The sequence below is a fragment of the Paenibacillus sp. FSL R5-0923 genome (assembly GCF_038009145.1).
GTDB lineage: Bacteria > Bacillota > Bacilli > Paenibacillales > Paenibacillaceae > Paenibacillus_AQ.
Genome location: NZ_JBBPAT010000001.1, coordinates 1,900,528 through 1,918,512, shown reverse-complemented (window position 1 = coordinate 1,918,512; position 17,985 = coordinate 1,900,528). Strand labels below are relative to the sequence as shown.

Genomic DNA, 17,985 nt, shown 5'->3' with positions numbered 1-17,985 from the left:
CAGAGGTTAACCCTCTGAACCTTTTTTTATGTTAAAGCTTCCTAACTATGTTCCGGTTTCAGCACCTTCTCGAATACTGGAAAGTTCGCCGTGCGGTTCGGAAAACCCACTTCACCTCTATGGTCATAACCAAGGCGAGGATAGATTTCCAATGCTCTAGTATTCTTCGCATAAGTATCCAGCCGAATACTTGTGTAACCATTACGCGCTGCGTAATCCTCCGCGAAAGCAATTAGCCTAGTCGCAATCCCTTTTCCCTGAATATGTGGATGAACTGCTAAACGATGCATAATCAGATGTGGCCCTTGATTTTGCTTCCACTCGATCTTCTTATATTCCTCAGAAGCATTCTCATCCAGTACAAGAATACCCGCGATAGCTTGATCTTCTTCACATACATATAAGGTACCCTGTGCGATATCCAGTTCGATAATCTCTTTATTCGGATAGCTCTCATCCCACTGGTCGCTTCCAGCGGCCTGCATAACTTGTACACATTTTGAGATCAATTCCATGATCTCTTCGATCTCATCCTGTCTAGCTTTTCTGATCCCATTTCCTACTTGCATCCTGCTATCCCCTCTTTCTTATCGACATCTGAAAACCTCTGAATAGATTCTCGTTTTAGAAGTCTATCATATTCGGAGACAAATTCCGATAGTAGGATGATTCCAGAGAGGATGCAATCCCTCTAAGCTGAGGGACACGAAAGATCAGAATAACACGTCATAGATTAGATCTCCGGGTCCCTTCCTCTTAACTTACCTGCCGCTGCTCAATTAAACTCCAGCTTATGCCCGTCCTCGAAGCCCTTGGCGAAACCGGCGTCGAACCCCACGTTGTATGCTTCTGTGTACCCCTGCTGAAAGGCGTCTGCCGGTGGCGTTTCCGGCGAAACGCCAAGGTCCGGGGGGAGCGGAATGACCTGCGGGGCAGGTGGAGCCTCGATAACCGGCACTACATGAACTGGTGCTTGTATAACCCTCACCTTTCGAACAAGCTTGCGGCGGAGTCTTCTTTTCTTTCGTACCAAAAGCCCCTTCTTCGTCTTTCCATAACGAACGACTTTCCGAGAAAGTCCTCTGCGGGGTTTGCGGGCTAGACCTCTACGCACTTTCGTTTTCCGCGAGAGCAGTAGTGTGCGTCTGCGGGTTCTGCCTGAACGTAATGTTCTAAGGCTCTTTTTCTTCATGCTTCTATTCCTCCTGTGCTCCATGATCTCTGGAGGTTCCTACGGCGTATGCCTTGCTCAGCCATGGCGCAGCAGGAATTCCCCGTTTCGGTTGATGTAGTGAAATCCCGGACATCATCCGGCACATCGCGCTCTGATACCCACTTAAGATTCTGATATTGTCGCTCAATTTGCGGGCCGTCAGCTCAGATTGCCCCGTCAATTCGGCGATGCTCTCCAAGATGGCCGCCAAAGCAGCCTGACTGCGCGAAATGGAGCGGATCATCTCCAGCTTGACGGCATGTTCAGAGAGACGGTCCCCGCTCATTTGCTGTCTTCTCCAAAACTGAACCCATCACCTGACATGTCTCCAAAACCTTCCCCGCCACCATCATCTTCACCACTGCCCAGCACTGCTTTTAAATTGCTGTAGAGTCCATTCTCCAGTTTAGTCAGCCCTTCGACCATTTCCACGATAACTTCGTGAATGGAGAGGGATTCCTTCAGCTGCTCTTCATGAGATTCGAAAGCTCTAGCGTGGATATGATGTTGTGCCCACTGTTTTACCTTTTCAGCTTCAACCGCCTTAGCTTCCAGAATCATTGCAATGTTCCACTGGATAGTGGCGGTCGACTCCAGCATTTGCAGATAAGCCTTTTCTCTGCTCATCATCCGCCTCCTGCTCCTATAGCGTTACTCTTCTTCTTGGCCGTTCAATTCCTTAATTACTCTGCCTACCCCTTCAGCCATCGCTTCTTCCAGATCTGCAAGTGCATTCAAGTAAGCAATAATATTCTTGTTTACTTGAGTTGAGCTTTCGATCATCCCGCTGATACCGTCAAAACCGGGATCTGCATCTGGCAGATCGTGGACAATTTGCGACATACGGACAGCCACGTGGCGCTCGGCATCTAGTATCCGCGCCATCTGTTCGTGCGTATGGGCCATGTGCTGCAGGACTTTTGTTATTTTATTCTGCACCTTCATGTCTCCTTTGCTCAAACGCCCTGCTACAGCATATGCGGCAGAAGCCGGGACGGTGCCGAGGATATAAAGGCAAGTTACGTCTCTAAACAAGCGGATTGGCGGACTCAGGATACTTTAGAAAATTGCAACAGGCCTTGTAAATGGAAAATAAAAGGCCAACAGCCCGGTCCATTGGAACGGGCTGTTGGCCTTTTGGATTAATAATATTTATTGATGATTCTGTAAAAGAGAACCGCCGTTTCGGCGCGGGTTGCAGCTCCCGTTGGATGGAGCAATTTCCCTTCACCAAGGACAATGCCCTCCCTGACCAGTACGGCTGCTGCCTTCACGGCATAATCAGCCACTTTGGAGGCATCCGCAAATTTGCCAAGGTCGGAGATAGAACCGGCCTCTGCTAATTTTCCTGACTTCTGCAATGCTCTTACGATGAATACCATCATATCCTGCCGGGAAATCTCTGCTCCCGGATTGAACCTGTTGCCGCCGACTCCGCTGGCAATGCCCAATTGTTTGGCGATTCCCAGCGCTTCATAATAGTATGCGTCCTGATCGGCATCCGCAAAGCTCACTTCAAAACCAGCCTTTAAATTAAACGCTCTGACCAGAAGCAAGATAAAGTCCGCTCTTTTCATCTTGGCGCCCGGTTCAAAGAAAGTACTCGACGTTCCCTGAACGATTCCTTTAGCCGCCAGAGCTTCAATAGCCTCTTTGGCCCACAAATGGCTGCCGATATCACTGAAAACAGGTTTCTTTGGCTGCAGTTCCGGTGTTGGTGCCGGTGTTGTCGACGGACCTTCACTTGGCTTCGGAGCTGCCGGCGTTGGCGTTGGAGTCGGGTTACCACCTCCGCCGCCCGAGCCACCGTCCCCGCTGGCCTTTAATGTAGATACGATTCTCACATTGCTTATCTTGGACGTATTTCCTGCTGCATCAACAGCTATAATATAGTATTTGTACTGGGTATCCGCAGATAAACCGCTATCTCTGTATTCTGTTGCCTCCAGTGTCTTAATTTCAACGTCATTGCGGTAAATCCTGTATCCCGTTACTCCCAAATTATCCGTGGAAGGTGTCCATTTTAGATCAATGGCAGAGCTGGATACCGCTTCCGCTCTCTCTATTGTTGGTTCCATGGGAGCCTCAGTATCAACGATGGTTGGTGTCCACCAGTTGCCGGATGCCACAATCATGCTGAGCAGACGCAGATTATTGCCAAAATATAAATCGTCTTCAGTGGAAACGGCCGCATTATAATCCCATAATTTATTCAGCCACTCCTGATTGGATGAATCGATCATGGCGCTGACCATCATCGGTGCGGAGAAGGATGTGTCTGCATAATCATTGATTGCTTCCGTGCCGTCCAGCTTATATCCCGCAAGGATCTTGGCCGGATCATTATCCGCCTTGGCCCGAATCCAGCGGTTCAGCGTGCTGAGCTGCTCTTTAGCCCGGTTATCACCTGTCAGGAGATAATCCGTACTGATCCGCCAGGGAATACGGGAAGAGTTGTAGTTGTAATCCCCGTCATTTTCCGATTCCAGGAAGTATCCATCCGGGGTATCCCATATTTTCTGGCTTACCGGTTTGTATTGCCCATCCGTATCATCCTTGAATACAAAATCCGGCAACAAACCGGCTTTGGGACTGTAATTTTCATACAGACTATTAATGATGTTGTAGGTCTTATCGGTAACACGATCCCAATTGGGGTCCCCGGATACATTTTTAAAATCTTTCAGATGCTGCAGCATAAAATCGGAAGGACGTGTAGCATTGCCGAACATGGAATCATTGTCACTGACCCAATCCGCCAATTTCAATGTCCACTCGGAATGGTTGACATCGCTTTTCATAATGGCGTTGATTACCTTTTTGGCCTGGGACAAGTAGTTAATTTCCCCGCTGCTGCCCCATTGGCTGTCGGCAAGCAGAAGAGCGTAAGCAATATCCATATCGCCGTCGGTTGCCGAATCCACACCATTGATATCAATAATTTCGGTACCGGTATCCGCTTGCTGCCATGCCATTAAATCGGGATTGATTTCACTTGGATGTGCTCTGAAATAGCGATACATCCCGTCAAAATACTTCTTAGCCTCCGGATCATGACCCGCGAGCAAAGCGGTAATCAGCATTCCGTAGCCATGCGCTTCTGAAACTGTAATCTCGTTATTCTCAAACCAATCTCCGTCGCTATACCACACGTAATACTGGTCTGACTGATATGGATTTTGTTTCAGATATTTTGTTTTCCACTCGTTATATAATCTGCCCACCGTAGCGTCCAGTTGGGCCTGAGTCAAGTGATTCGGCTTAATGGAGCCGGCCACATAAGACGTATGCTGCGGAAATGCCTTATGGACACCCTCTCCAGTGGATGAAGGTTTGGTCTTTACTTGAACGGTATTGCTCGCCAGCGATTCCTTCTCTTCTGCATTATAGGCCTTCACAGTATAACTATAGGCCGTATCCGGAGTTAACCCGGTATCGCCGTAGGATATTTCCTTCGTCGTGCCGACCTTGCTGCCGTTGCGGTATACGTTGTAGCCCGCTGCCTGAATATTGCCGGCCGATGCCGTCCATTTCAAGTTGATTTGGTAAGGAGAAACCGCAGTTCCTTTTAAATCTGAAGGTGCTGAAGGCGGCTCCGACTCGCTTGGACCTTCGATTGTACTGACTTCGACCGGATCTGAATTGATTCTTGTGCCGACCGCTTTGACGATAAATTCGTATTTTTTCGCAGGATTGATATCATCTACCGTGTAGGTGTATTCCGTTTGACCTTCCGCTGCTGGCACATATATACTCCAGTGTGTCTTCACCTTGTCATTCTTCTCATAAATCCGGAATCCTCTTACAGGTTCTGTACTTGCGGAAGGTGCACTCCAGGTCAGAACCGCCTTGCTGCCGTTCAATTTCACCTTCACCGCTTCCGCCGGGTCCGGCTTGGTGTCCGTTCGCTTGATCCCATACTTGTCATATGCTTTTAGGCCGTCGCCAACGGTGTCCGGCTGATTCTCATCCACTACGGCTGCGGTATATGCTGTAAAGGAAAGCACCCGGTCTGTAATGGAAACATCCGTAAACATCTTCTTCTCCGGCTGTTCGTCGATGGCTGCAAAGTAATCATCATAAGGAACCGGATTCCCGTTTTCGTCCTGAATCTCGCGGGGTTCTCCATTCTCATCCAGTTCATATTGATTGTTCTTATAATAGAATTTATTTCCGAATGCATTAGACATGAGATAGACCGTGCCTTTGGGGTTGAGCGCATTGCCCTCTCCATCAAATGTCAGCTTCTCCTTGGGAATAACTTCATCATTGTACATTTGGAAGGATCTCATATACATATGATCATGGGCCTCGAACACCATATCAATGCCCATCTCGTCAAAGGCGGGAATCAGGTATTTCTTGTAAAACTGGACGCGATCGTCTTCCCATTGTGCAGAGTTGTCACCTGCTGCATAGGGGCTTTTGTGAAAAGTAACAAACTTCCACTTCTTGTCGCTGCGGGCGACCGTACTCTTCATCCAGGCCACTTGGTCCCAGAATTGGTCATCTGCCCATTCCACTTCTTTCCCATTCTCTGCAAGTGCCCCCGAATACTGCGAATTGAAGACAAGATAGAGTGCATCACCGTATTCAAAAGAATACACAGAGCCTTCATGAGTATCCGCAACAACCTGTTTCGGCAAGTTGAAATGGTTGTAGAAGTTGTTATTCGGCGTCGTCTCGTCTCCGTCATAATCCATGACCTCATGACCGCCAAGTACAGGCACATATGGCACTTGCAGCAATTGATTCTGGGCTGCTCCGAGCATCCATTGCCACTGCTCCTCCAAATCACCGTTATCCACCAGATCTCCGGCGCTGATCAGGAATTTAGGGTCGCCTATATAATCAACTGCTTTCCGGAAGGTATCACCCCAAGGCTCAAAGTCAGACTTGCTGGAAGCCTGTGAATCGGAACCGGCGATAAAACGGAAAGGCTGGTGGCCGGCAGCATCGGTAGTGAACGAGCCGATAGAGCTCCAATCACCTGATTTGCCGTTACCTGCCCGAAATTTGTAAGCTGTTCCCGGTTGAAGCTGGTCTGCAATGACTTTATGACTAATAAATTTCGTTTTATGGTTCGTACTTCTGTCGCTTTTACTCATAAAGGTCTCAATTTCTTCGGCCTCTCCCTGATAAGTCAAAGCCCCGTTCTCCGGGAAAATGTTCCCCATAACCTTTGAGGCTTCTATAACCTGTACCACGGTATCCGTCATTGCATCCGTGTACCAGGCCAAAGCAATGCTCGTCTTTGGATCTCCGTTAAATGTCATATTGATGGATTTTGGAGCAAGAGGCGAATCCTGAACGCCAAAACTCCAGGAAACTTCCCGAACTAGCGGCACAAGATCTGCCCCCTTGATAAGCTCCTTGGGTATAGTTACTGTGTAAGACTTCCCATAAGTCAACGGAGGATGGTTTATCCGCAAAGTATCTCTGTTTAAGACTTCAAGTGTAACCCCATCAACCGGTTGATCGTTCTCATCGGAAAATCGGACAGCATAACCCGGATCAAGGGCAATGGCCTTGTTGAATTTGATTTCAACGGGAGCTTCGGGAGACACATTTCCAGAACCGTCTGAAGGCTGCTGGACAAGATCTACGGTAGGAATGACAGGTTCTTTCCCCGGGATCGGCTCGCCGGACACCTTGATATTTCGGATTCTACTGGAACCTGAACCCCCTATGCCCTCATCATTCCCCCTGGTGTTGCTATCGGAGCTGACGATCCAGCGAATATATAATATTTCCCGATCATCGCTGTTCGGAAGGGGAGTATTCACCAGTCTGCAGGTATCTCCCGGGCAATCAAAACTGGAGACGGCCATTTTAAGATTCGTATTCGGCACATCCTCCCACGTTTGTCGGTCTACACTCGTCTGCACTTTAAAATCACGCGGACCTGACCCGGATGAATTTTGCTCAGAGGATAAGGTGATCTTCTCAAACCCGGTTGTAGACACGGTAGCAAGCCAATACTTTTTCCCGTTTCCATTGTCCCAGCCCTGATAGCTGATCGCTTTCTTGCTTACATCCACATCCTCGAACACACCGCCTACATTGCGAAAAGTAGAAGCTGTCTCATAGATGCCGTATGTAGCTGAGATTACCCCCACATTTTCATCGGCCTCATCAAACACCCATTCGGCAATCGTCTTTACACCGGTTATTGAATCTGAACCGACAGCATCTGGTGCAGGTGCTGCATTTGCAATCTGGAATGGCAGCAGTATAAGCACGAGCAACAAAGAAATGGATTGGTGCAGCCTTCTTTTCAAATGACCCTTCTTTTGCACTCTCGTTCCCTCTTTTCGCAGATAATAGTTTAAGCGCTTTAACTTTCACTTGCAGCGGACCCTGATTTTCTTTTCCCCTCCTTAAATACGATTTATATGTAAATATAGCGCATTCATTTCTATTCAATCTCTGCATATTTTGTTATTGTTAATGATTTTCTACTTTTACCGCTATTTAATTTCTATCCTGTTCAACAGGTCAATGAACGTGATACGATTGATTCAGGTATGGATCATGTTTCTGCGAGGATCATTCCCGCCGGATTGGAGATGACACCCCTGGAAATCAACTTCTATAAGTCTGATCCCTTTCACATTAGCCGAGAGAAAAAAAATGTCTCAAGTATGCCTTCAAATCATTATCACGATGCTTATGAAATTCTCTACTTAGTGTCTGGAGAGCTGTACTATTTTATAGAAGACCGAACCTTTCAAATCGTCAGCGGGGTTTTATTGTTCATTAACGCTAATGACCTGCACAGACTGATTAATGTAAACGGTACGATGTACGAAAGAGTTACTTTATTGTTTAAAAGGGAGTTCCTTCGCGACTTTTTTGCGGACAGCCCTCTTCCATGTGACCTCTTCTCCTGCTTTCACTCCAGATCAAATGCGATCAAGTTAAGCGGCAACGACCAGATCTTTGTCGAGAATCTTTTTAGCAAATTGATTCATGAAGACACCAAGAGACCTCCAAATTTCGACTACTATCGGAAAATCCTGTTGATGGAGCTGCTGATCTTCATCCAACGAAAAAAGCTTCCGGATCAAAACGAGCATTTTGTAGAAACGAACCGGACCCATAAGAAAATTTCCCAAATCATCCATTTCATCAACGGTAACTTCGCTGAGCCTCTGTCTCTGGAATACATATCGGACAGGTTCTCCATAAGCACCTCCCATTTAAGCCGAACGTTCAAGGACACAACCGGTTTTACTTTCAGCGAATATGTAAATAACACCCGCCTGAAAGAAGCCCGCTCCCTGCTGCAGGACTCCAAATTAACCGTTTCGGAAATCGCTGAGCGTGCAGGATTTGGTAACCTGACCCATTTTGGAAGAGTATTTAAAACCATGACCGGAACCTCACCGCTCAAATACCGCAAACAGAACCGGATTGATGAAGATAATATCTCTACGCAAGCTTGAGATCAGGCGTCCGGACTGCTGCGCCAATCAAGAAAAAATGGGAGCCGTCCATAAGGACGACCCCCGTTTCTCTTAGAAATATAAGCAAAGTATGGTGAAAGATATACTTTCTTATAGTTTATAAAAAAGGAGTGCCCTACCAAGGCCGGCCACTCCACGTTACCGCTGCCACTTATGGCAGTGCATCCTTCAGCTTCTCTCCCGCCTCCCGCAGAGACTGGAACGTCCCCGCATCGCTCCACCAATCCTTGAGAACATCATAGCTGAGCCTGCGGTTAGCAGCATATATATTATTTACATCGGTAATCTCCAGCTCCCCCCTCTTGGAAGGGGATACTTGGCGGATGATGTCAAACACAGCTTCATCGTACATATAAATACCTGTTACGCAAAATTTGGTCTTGGGATGCTCAGGTTTCTCTTCGATATAAGCAATCCATGCAGAATCTTGACTATCGAACACGGGAACACCGTATCTACGTGCGTCGTCCACCGGCTTCAGCAATACCTTGGCTGTACCTTCAGGCTGCCGGAGATAGCTCTCCACGTAAGGCGTCAGATCATCCATAAACAGATTATCACCAAGCAATACGACAAACCGTTCCCCAGGGAAAATGAATCCTTCTGCTAAATCGAGAGCCTCTGCAATGCCTCCAGCAGCTTCCTGAATCTTATAAGTCAGAGATACACCAAATGCTGCACCGCTGCCTAAAAAATCCGTATACAGACCAGCAGATTGCTTGCTGATGACCAGAAGAATGTCGGTAATCCCTCCCCGGCGAAGCCGATCTATGCCGTAACAGACCATAGGATATTTGCCGACCGGAAGCAAATGTTTGTTCATAAGCCGGGTCAGCGGTTGAAGTCTGGATCCTGTTCCGCCCGCCAGTATGACTCCTTTCACTTACTTTCCTCCTCTTTATCTAAGTCCTTTGCCTTCGGATCTGCACTTTATATGAAACTCGTTGGATCCACATTCCATTTGTTCATAAAGAGCTTACGATTTCGTTCCACCAGCTCCTGTAGCCCGGTGTGGTATACCTGCTTGAAGCTCGCACTTCCTTCATGGTGTACAAGGCAATCCCCTGCGATGAGCAATCGGTATCCCTTTAGCCTGGCGCGATAACAATAGTCATCATCCTCGTAATGTCCAGGTGAGTATCTCTCATCCAACAGACCTACGGAAGTAAGTAGCTCTCTTTTGAATAAAAAACATAATCCTACCAAACGTTTAGTCTCCAACCATTTTTGAGGATTGGAACGGTTAGTTATCTCTGCAGCCTTATGAAAATCTAACAGACTTTCATAATCAGTCTTCACCTGTTGACGTCCACTCGCATAGTTTGTCACTGGCCCAACAATACCAACTTCAGGAGCACTATATAGCGATCTCTTCAGATTAGTTAACCATCTATGGGAAACCACCACATCATTATTCAGCAGTAACAATTCATCCCCTGATGCTAGCAGTAGACCCAAATTGCAGGCGGATGGAAAGCCTCGATTCTCAGGCAATGAAATAAACGTTATACGATTCGCGCGGCAATAGGCATCCGTTCCATCTGATGAAGCATTATCTACAACGATGATCTCGTAAGGCAGTGGAGTATAAGCACGTATCGATTCCACACAGGACCGCAGCAGTGGCAACGCGTTGTAGGTCGGAATAATAATACTAGTCATCGTCATATCCGGTTCCTCCAAGCGGCTACTTGTCTGCGGTATTCACGCTGCGTTTCGCTATTAAGTAGGCCCCCATCATCTCGACGGGAAAGCACCTCAAGGAGAGCCTCTGCGTGATCCCCTATGATCAGTTTCTCCACAGCATTTCCAGCGCCTATGTTCGCTTGACGCAGCCGATTATGCTTAATCACATTCACCGTTCCAACTTTCTCCACCCTTAGCTTCTCTAATACAGAACGAGCTTGGGCTTTAGGAGGAACTATTAATTCACGGTAGCCTATAGTCTCAAGTGCTCTCCGTGAAAGCGCGTGAGGAACAGCCGTCATAGAGCTAACTCCGAGATCGTACCGTCCAAGAGCATAATTCAGAAACAGCTTGCTGCGAGTAACATCATCGCATAATCCAAAAGAAGGCATCAGTGGATCCAAATCATTAAGAGCCACGTCAATTCCACCATCTACAGCAGCTGTGAATAATCCGAGCTGAGATGCAGGGATAACCATATCTCCGTCCAGGAAGAGCAGAATATCTCCTCGACTCAGCTTCGCACCAATAGCCCGCCCTACATCATGTCCAACTAACTCCGGACAATGCACAACTATAGCTTGACGATGTTGTCTGGAAATGGGAAAGCTGCTATCGCTGCAACCGTTAAGCACGACGATAATTTCAGTAGGTCCCAGCCGCGATACCTGTTGCAGCAGACGTCCCAAGGTCTGCTCCTCGTTACGCGCGGAGATAATAACTGACAAGGTCCCACGTAAGCTCGGTAAATTCAGCACCTCGCGACCTACCTTGGATTGCCGAGACAGAATCGGTGGCCGAGCGGTAGGGGTGCCTCTTTTTACCGAACGATTCGCTACCCTTTGGCGGGGTGCCAGTGTTGTTTTGGCCTGACTAGATGCTGAACTTTTCTTTACCGTACGAGTTGCTGTTCCTCGTCGAACGGCAGAGCTACCAGATACTTGTAACAGAGCAACCATCATCTCACCATCTCTCTGCGCCGGGTTCCGTCGCTGAACCCCGCCCTGTTTCCCCGGTGTTCAAGCAAGAGGGATACAGCCTCCATATGATCTGCTGTAATCAACTGCTGCAAAGGATCTGTGCCATCTTCCTTACGTCTGACCGCATTCAGTTTCCCTACATGCACTTTGTGAGCAGCTACCACACGTAAACCACTCAGAACTGCCTGAGCATGTGCCAGAGGGGGACGAGATAATGATTGACTCCCTAAGATTTCAAGCGCTCTTCGGCTGATTGCGTGCGGAACCGCCGTCATCGAACATCCTTTTAGATCCGGACGGCCAAGCAAAATATTAAGTGCATGTTTGGACAGCACCACCGGATGGGGCGAAAGTCTCCGTACCGGTCCGGAATAATCATTAAGCGCTATGTCTGCGCCACCACTAATGGCGGTGACGAAAGGACGTAGCCCCGAGGCAGGAATCACTAAATCTCCATCGGTAAACAAGAGAACCTCTCCCTTAGCTACCTCTGCTCCGACACTGCGACCAGCGTCGTGTCCCAGCGGCAACTCATAGGAAATAACATGCGCACCAAGCGAAAGGGCAATTTCTGCCGTTTGATCGGCTGATCCGTTGACGATTACAATAACCTCGCAGCGCGGATGGACCCTTCTAGCTCCGGATATCACTCCCGCAATGGTCTTCGCTTCGTTCATGGCAGGAATAATAACAGAAACATAGGGATTTGGATGGTTAACGATAGGGATTGCGGCGACTTGCCGCACTGGGCGTGAAGTCCGCCGTTTGATCCGAGAGACCCGCCGTCCCGTGCGGCGGGCAGAAGTACGTTTGGGCTTCATGCTCATCCACCTTCCTTACAGAGCCTATTCGTCAGGCTGAGGGTTACATCACAGTTTATGTACTACGCCGAACAGGGTAACGGCCTTTGTCTCCTGTCATGTGGAAAACAGGACAAATGTACTCACCCTCTTAATTGCTAGGAGGACAACACAACAAAAAGCGCAGCCATCGGCTGCGCTTAGCATTTTGTACATCATCATTGCGAATTAATCAAACACACGATCATCCACTGCCGGTCTGGCTAATGGAGCGCCGATAGCAATCCAAGAGATGACCCCATAGAAATGCGGAGTTTCGCGCAGTCGCACCACTTGTATCACTGCATCTCCATTGGCTCTGCTCTTTAAGGAAGCATAGAAGTAAGGTTGATTCGTCATGGCGACGAGCACATAACCGGTATGACCAAAGTTCTCATCGAACGATACGGTCACTTCCACACTCTCAGCATCCCCATTGAACATGAATGCTGTCATTCCAAACTGCTGAAGCGCTTCTCGCTTACCTGCAGTCTGAATCGGACTGAAGGATAGATGCTCAGCATTTACAGAACTCGGTGCCAAATGGAACCCATTTACTGCGCCGGGGGCAATATGATAATCTTGAACGCTCTCTTCCTCTAGATGACGCGCTTGAATAGAAAATGAAGAGATCTTCGAAGCAACCACCGCTTCGTCCTGAAGCTCTTTCGTGCCTACACTACCCTCAATCAGATGAACGGAATCAATACTGTCTGCCTTCAGCTTGGCTCCATCGATGCTTGCATCCGGAAGCAGCGCTGAGGTGCGAGTTTCATCTGCGAGATGCTCCAATTTGATGATACCAGGCTGCAAGTGCCGATCCTCTACGATTTTGTCAGCCAGATGCTCTCCGTACACACTCCACGACTGCAAATGTAAAGCATTCACTGAGCCTTCGGCTAACTTTTCTTCAGTAATACTGCCTTGCGGCAATAGATCGGAACTGCGGACCTCTTCTGACAAATGCTTCAAGGTGATGCTGTCTGATCGAATGTGATGACCATCCACCGCTTCCTCTACCAAATGCCCACCAAAGACGCTACCTGGGGCCAAATGGAATGATTGGATAGTTCCGCCTTCAATCTTTCCACCTGTTATGCTGCCATCCGGCAACAGATCGGAGCTGTGCACCTCTTCTGACAGATGCTTCAAGGTGATACACCCAGATCGCAGATGACGGCTATCTATCGTATCCCCCGCTAAATGCCCCCCATACACGCTGCCTGGGGCCAGATGGAAAGCATGAATGGATCCACCCTCCAGCTTCTTACCAGGAATGCTACCATCTGGCAGCAGATCAGAACTACGAACCTCTTCTGACAGATGAGCCAGAGTAATCTCTCCGTGCCGGATATGACGGCCTTTTACTGTACTTGGACTCAGGTGACTTCCATTTACACTTCCAGGCACAAGATGATTTGAATCTACGGATGCTTTTGCCAACTTCTCTCCGGTAAGGCTGCCGTCCGGCAGCAGATCAGAACTACGAACCTCTTCTGACAGATGAGCTAGGGTGATTTCACCGTATGCGATATGACGTCCTTCTACTGTACCCGGGCTCAGATGACTACCATCCACACTTTCTGGTACAAGATGAACTGAATCTACGGATTCTTCTGCCAGCTTCTCACCCGTAATGCTACCATCTGGCAGGAAATCGGAGCTGCGTGTTTCTGGTGCTAGATGAGCCAGGGTAATCTCACCGTACCCGATATGACGTCGTTCTACTGCACCTGAGCTCAAATGACTGCCATCTACACTTCCTGGTGCCAGATGGTTTGAATCTACGGATTCTTCTGCTAGCTTCTCACCGGTAATGCTACCATCCGGCAGGAAATCGGAGCTGCGTGTTTCTGGTGCTAGATGAGCCAGGGTAATCTCACCGTACCCGATATGACGTCGTTCTACTGCACCTGAGCTCAAATGACTGCCATCTACACTTCCTGGTGCCAGATGGTTTGAATCTACGGATTCTTCTGCCAGCTTCTCTCCGGTAATGCTGCCGTCCGGCAGTAATTCTGAGCTGCGTGTCTCTGGTGCTAGATGAGCCATTGTAATCTCACCATACCCGATATGATGGCCTTCTACTGCACCCGAACTCAGATGACTACTCCCTACACTTCCAGGTTCAAGATGAATAGAACTAACGGATTCTTCTGCCAGCTTCTCACCGGTAATGCTACCGTCCGGCAGCAATTCAGAGCTACGTGTTTCTTTTGCCAAATGAGCTAACGTAATCTCACCATTTCGGATATGACGGCCTTCCACTGCGTCTGGACTCAAATGACTGCCATCTACACTTCCTGGTATTAGATGATTTGAATCTACGGATTCTACTGCCAGCTTCTCACCGGTAATGCTACCGTCCGGCAGCAATTCAGAGCTACGTGTTTCTTTTGCCAAATGAGCTAACGTAATCTCACCATTTCGGATATGACGGCCTTCCACTGCGTCCGGACTCAAATGACTGCCATCTACACTTCCTGGTATTAGATGATTTGAATCTACGGATTCTACTGCCAGCTTCTCACTGGTGATACTACCGTCGGGTAACAATTCAGAGCTGCGCGTTTCTTTTGCCAAATGATCTAACGTAATCTCACCATTTCGGATATGACGGCCTTCCACTGCATCCGGACTCAGATGACTGCCATCCACACTTCCAGGTATTAAATGATTTGAATTTACAGATTCTCTCGCCAGCTTTTCTCTGGTAATACTGCCATCTGGAAGCAAGTCTGCGCTACGTGCATCTTTGGCTAGATGAGCTAAGGTGATTTCACCGTACCCGATATGGCGGCCTTCTACTGTATCCGGGCTCAGATGGCTGCCATTCACACTTCCAGGTATAAGATGATTTGAGTTCACAGATTCTTCCGCCAGCTTTTCTCGGGTAATACTGCCATCTGGGAGCAAGTCTGCGCTACGTGCATCTTTGGCTAGATGAGCTAAGGTGATTTCACTGTGCCCAATATGACGTCCCTTCACTGTATCCGAGCTCAGATGACTGCCATCTACGCTTCCGGCCATGAGATGAATAGAACCTACGGATTCCTCAGCGAGCTTCTCGCCGGTAATACTACCGTTAGGCAGTAGCTCAGAGCTAAACGTTTCTTCTGCCAAATGAGCCAGTGTGATTTCACCATGCTGAATGTGACGACCTTCTACTGCACCCAGCCTCAGATGACTTCCGTCTACACTTGCGGGTACTAGATGAATAGAATCTACGGATTCTTCTGCGAGCTTCTCTCCGGTAACACTGCCTTCTGGCAGCAAGTCGGAACTACGTGCATCTTCGGCTAGATGAGCCAGCTTGATCTCACCATGCCCGATATGACGTCCTTCAATCGTATCCATACATAGATGGCTGCCGTCTACACTGCCCGGTGAAAGATGCTGGGAATCCACAGCCCCTTTGGCCAGCTTAGACCCGCTAATGCTGCCCTCCTGTATTTGAATCGAAGAGATGGAATTAGGAATGATATGACCATTTCCGATGGACAACGGCCGGATATGCGCCCCGCCGATACTTCCCGGATTCATATGTCTGCTCTGAACCGCACTATCGCTAATGGATTTTGAATGAACTGCATTCACAGATAAATGCTCTGCCTGAACTGCCGACACTGCTAATTTACTGGAATCCACACTTCCATCAGCAAGCTTAGCCGATGTGACCGATAAATCACTAATCTTATCCGTCGATACACTTTCCGGGGACAGCTTTAACGATGTCACCACATGATCTGCCAGATGATGTGGCTGCACTGCCCCAGCGGCCAAATGAATCTCTCTCACCGAAGCAGAAGCCAGCTTATCTCCCGAAACCGAGCCGGACTGAATCGCAGCAGTAGTCACACTATTTTCTCCGAGATGTCTCCGTTCCACAGCTCCAGTGGCAAGATGATCTTTATCCACTACAGCATCCTGCAAGGCACGACCGCTCACGCTGGCATCTGCTAGATGTTTCTCCTCCACTGCACAAAAAGCGATATGCTCACCACTTACCACTTCACGAGCAATCGTACTTCCAATGACCGATCCTGCTGCTAGTTTAGCCGAGCTCACCACTCCGTCCGCTAACTTGGCGGAAGTAACGCTCTGTGGACGCAGGTGCTCCGCACCCACAGACTCTGAGGCCAGCTTTTCTCCAGTAACAGCACCAGAGGATAGATGTTCCGTATGAACAGCTTCATCCATAAGCTGCTCCGAGCCTACCGCTTCCGAAGCTAAATGGGAGTGGTTCACAGCCTCACGTTCCAGATGATTAGAGGAAACAGCTTGCATAGCAATTTGCGGTCCGCGTATGGCGGATTTGGCAATATGTCTGGTGGTTACAGCTTCATCTGCTAGCTTATGTGCGAGTATGCTTTGATCAGCGATTTTCGATGAGGTGACCGCTTGCTCAACCAGCTGTGCAGTACCTACCGCACCCTCTGTTAGCTTTAAAAAGGAGATACTTCGGTCAGCTAGATGGCGACTCGTTATTTCCCCGTCGCTGATATGGGAACCGTGTACGCTTTCTGCACTTAGATGGATGCTTCTCACTACTTCTGCACCTAGCTGCTTGGAACCAATAGCACCATCCGCTACATGTGCGCCTTCGATTACACCCGACTGGAGCTGCTCCTTGCCGATCAGCTTGCTGGCAAGCTGCCCTGGTCCGATCGCTCCCGGAGCCAAATGTCTAGCGGTTATCAAAGCATCGCTAAGATGGCGACCCTCAATCACAGCATCAGCCAGTTTGGAGCTGCTGATTTCACCATCGGCTATTATATCGCCAGATACCGCTGCATCAGCTAGCTTGGAACGGTCAATACTCCCGTTTGCGATGTGGCGGCCTGTGATGCTGCTGCTTCCTATTTTCTCACCAGTAACCGCTCCATCTTCCAGTAGATCAGCCGTAATAATCAGATCGCTCAAATGACGGCTCTCAATTGATTTATCCGCAATTTGACCGCCGCCGATAATCCGATCAGCCAGCTTCTCTGGACTAATACTACCGTTCTTCAGCTTCTCTCCACTGATGGAATGATCCAGCAGTTTACCGCCACTTACGCTTCCTTCAGCTAAATGTTCACCCACAATGGATTCAGGCGCGATTTTCGAAGAAGTAACTGCCTTGTCCGCGATATTGATGCTCTGTACAGCGTAATCTTGCAACCATGGTGTACCAATAATGCCGAACTTCAGCTTAGAACCGTCAATGGTACGTGGAGCGATTTTAGCTCCTGTAACTGCTGCATCCGATAGATCATCTGTATAAACGGGCTGGAACCGCTCTTTTTCAGGAGCGAACCAAATCGTCTCAGGAAGATTATCCGCCTGTTTCTGAAGCTGCTCTTCCACTATAGGCTCTGGCTCTGGTTGCAGAACTGGTACGGAAATTGATTCCTCTTGAACGACTTCAGCGATTGCTCCTCCACTTACCTGAACATCAGCGAGCTCTGCTTTACTGACTCCGTCATTGCTGCTCCCCGAATCCTTAGAACTGCCTTTGCTTTCCAGCATGCTCAGTTCCTTTATATTGGGATTATCTACATAGTAGAGTCGTTTTTGTGGACTGCGCGGCTGCTTTTTTTTGGAACCCCTCACAAGCAGTCTCCTCCTTCCATCTATTGTTTCTCCTAGGCATCATATGCAGCGGTATGGGCTGATGACACCCTTTTGCGATAAGCCCTTAATAAGATTCTGATGAAATTTATACTTTCTTATATTTAAAAAAAGGCTTCTGCCGCCGCGCATTCGTCCACCCTGACATGCGGGTACAAACATACAATGACAAGAGTAGTAAAAGC

General features: G+C 48.4%; 12 protein-coding genes. 1 reads left to right on the top strand and 11 read right to left on the bottom strand.

Features of this window, described 5'->3' with window-relative positions; all coding sequences use genetic code 11:
* Positions 1 to 41: 41 nt before the first annotated feature.
* The 6 genes from MKX35_RS08570 to MKX35_RS08545 all read right to left on the bottom strand — a co-directional run bounded on the left by MKX35_RS08570 (position 42) and on the right by MKX35_RS08545 (position 7,512).
* Positions 42 to 569 carry a GNAT family N-acetyltransferase gene (locus tag MKX35_RS08570; RefSeq protein ID WP_042191497.1) on the bottom strand — a complete coding sequence of 176 codons (528 nt, stop codon included), beginning with the start codon at positions 567 to 569 and terminating at the stop codon, positions 42 to 44.
* A gap of 206 nt (positions 570 to 775) precedes the next feature.
* On the bottom strand, positions 776 to 1,192 hold the full coding sequence (locus tag MKX35_RS08565; RefSeq protein ID WP_076285968.1) for a hypothetical protein: 417 nt from the start codon (positions 1,190 to 1,192) through the stop codon (positions 776 to 778).
* Between the two features lie 4 nt (positions 1,193 to 1,196).
* Positions 1,197 to 1,499 (bottom strand): hypothetical protein, encoded by a 303-nt coding sequence (locus MKX35_RS08560; RefSeq protein WP_042130853.1) that lies wholly within the window; start codon positions 1,497 to 1,499, stop codon positions 1,197 to 1,199.
* Positions 1,496 to 1,840 carry a hypothetical protein gene (locus MKX35_RS08555; RefSeq protein ID WP_042191502.1) on the bottom strand — a complete coding sequence of 115 codons (345 nt, stop codon included), beginning with the start codon at positions 1,838 to 1,840 and terminating at the stop codon, positions 1,496 to 1,498. Before MKX35_RS08555 ends, MKX35_RS08560 begins: the two co-directional genes overlap by 4 nt.
* A 24-nt stretch (positions 1,841 to 1,864) precedes the next feature.
* A complete protein-coding gene (locus MKX35_RS08550; RefSeq protein ID WP_042191504.1) occupies positions 1,865 to 2,152 on the bottom strand; it encodes a hypothetical protein in 288 nt (95 codons plus the stop codon).
* A gap of 203 nt (positions 2,153 to 2,355) precedes the next feature.
* Positions 2,356 to 7,512, bottom strand: coding sequence for a glycosyl hydrolase family 8 (locus tag MKX35_RS08545; protein WP_256716375.1), 5,157 nt, complete (start codon positions 7,510 to 7,512; stop codon positions 2,356 to 2,358).
* Positions 7,513 to 7,740: 228 nt separating this feature from the next.
* Here MKX35_RS08545 and MKX35_RS08540 point away from each other — a divergent pair, with 228 nt between their 5' ends.
* Positions 7,741 to 8,661 (top strand): AraC family transcriptional regulator, encoded by a 921-nt coding sequence (locus MKX35_RS08540; protein WP_341044042.1) that lies wholly within the window; start codon positions 7,741 to 7,743, stop codon positions 8,659 to 8,661.
* Between the two features lie 172 nt (positions 8,662 to 8,833).
* On the opposite strand, the gene MKX35_RS08535 is transcribed toward MKX35_RS08540, so the two are convergent.
* The 5 genes from MKX35_RS08535 to MKX35_RS08515 form a co-directional block, all read right to left on the bottom strand.
* Entirely contained in the window at positions 8,834 to 9,565 is a 732-nt protein-coding gene (locus MKX35_RS08535) for a sugar phosphate nucleotidyltransferase (protein ID WP_042191506.1), read from the bottom strand.
* A 47-nt stretch (positions 9,566 to 9,612) separates the two neighbouring features.
* Positions 9,613 to 10,350, bottom strand: a complete 738-nt coding sequence (locus MKX35_RS08530; protein WP_042191509.1) for a glycosyltransferase family 2 protein — start codon at positions 10,348 to 10,350, stop codon at positions 9,613 to 9,615.
* Positions 10,347 to 11,330, bottom strand: coding sequence for a glycosyltransferase family 2 protein (locus MKX35_RS08525; protein WP_143759550.1), 984 nt, complete (start codon positions 11,328 to 11,330; stop codon positions 10,347 to 10,349). Before MKX35_RS08525 ends, MKX35_RS08530 begins: the two co-directional genes overlap by 4 nt.
* Positions 11,327 to 12,169, bottom strand: a complete 843-nt coding sequence (locus MKX35_RS08520) for a glycosyltransferase family 2 protein (protein ID WP_305953491.1) — start codon at positions 12,167 to 12,169, stop codon at positions 11,327 to 11,329. The genes MKX35_RS08525 and MKX35_RS08520 overlap by 4 nt, the downstream gene beginning before the upstream one ends.
* 207 nt (positions 12,170 to 12,376) lie before the next feature.
* Positions 12,377 to 17,782: a WIAG-tail domain gene (locus tag MKX35_RS08515; protein WP_341044040.1), complete on the bottom strand. Its 5,406-nt coding sequence runs from the start codon at positions 17,780 to 17,782 to the stop codon at positions 12,377 to 12,379.
* Between the last annotated feature and the right edge of the window lie 203 nt (positions 17,783 to 17,985).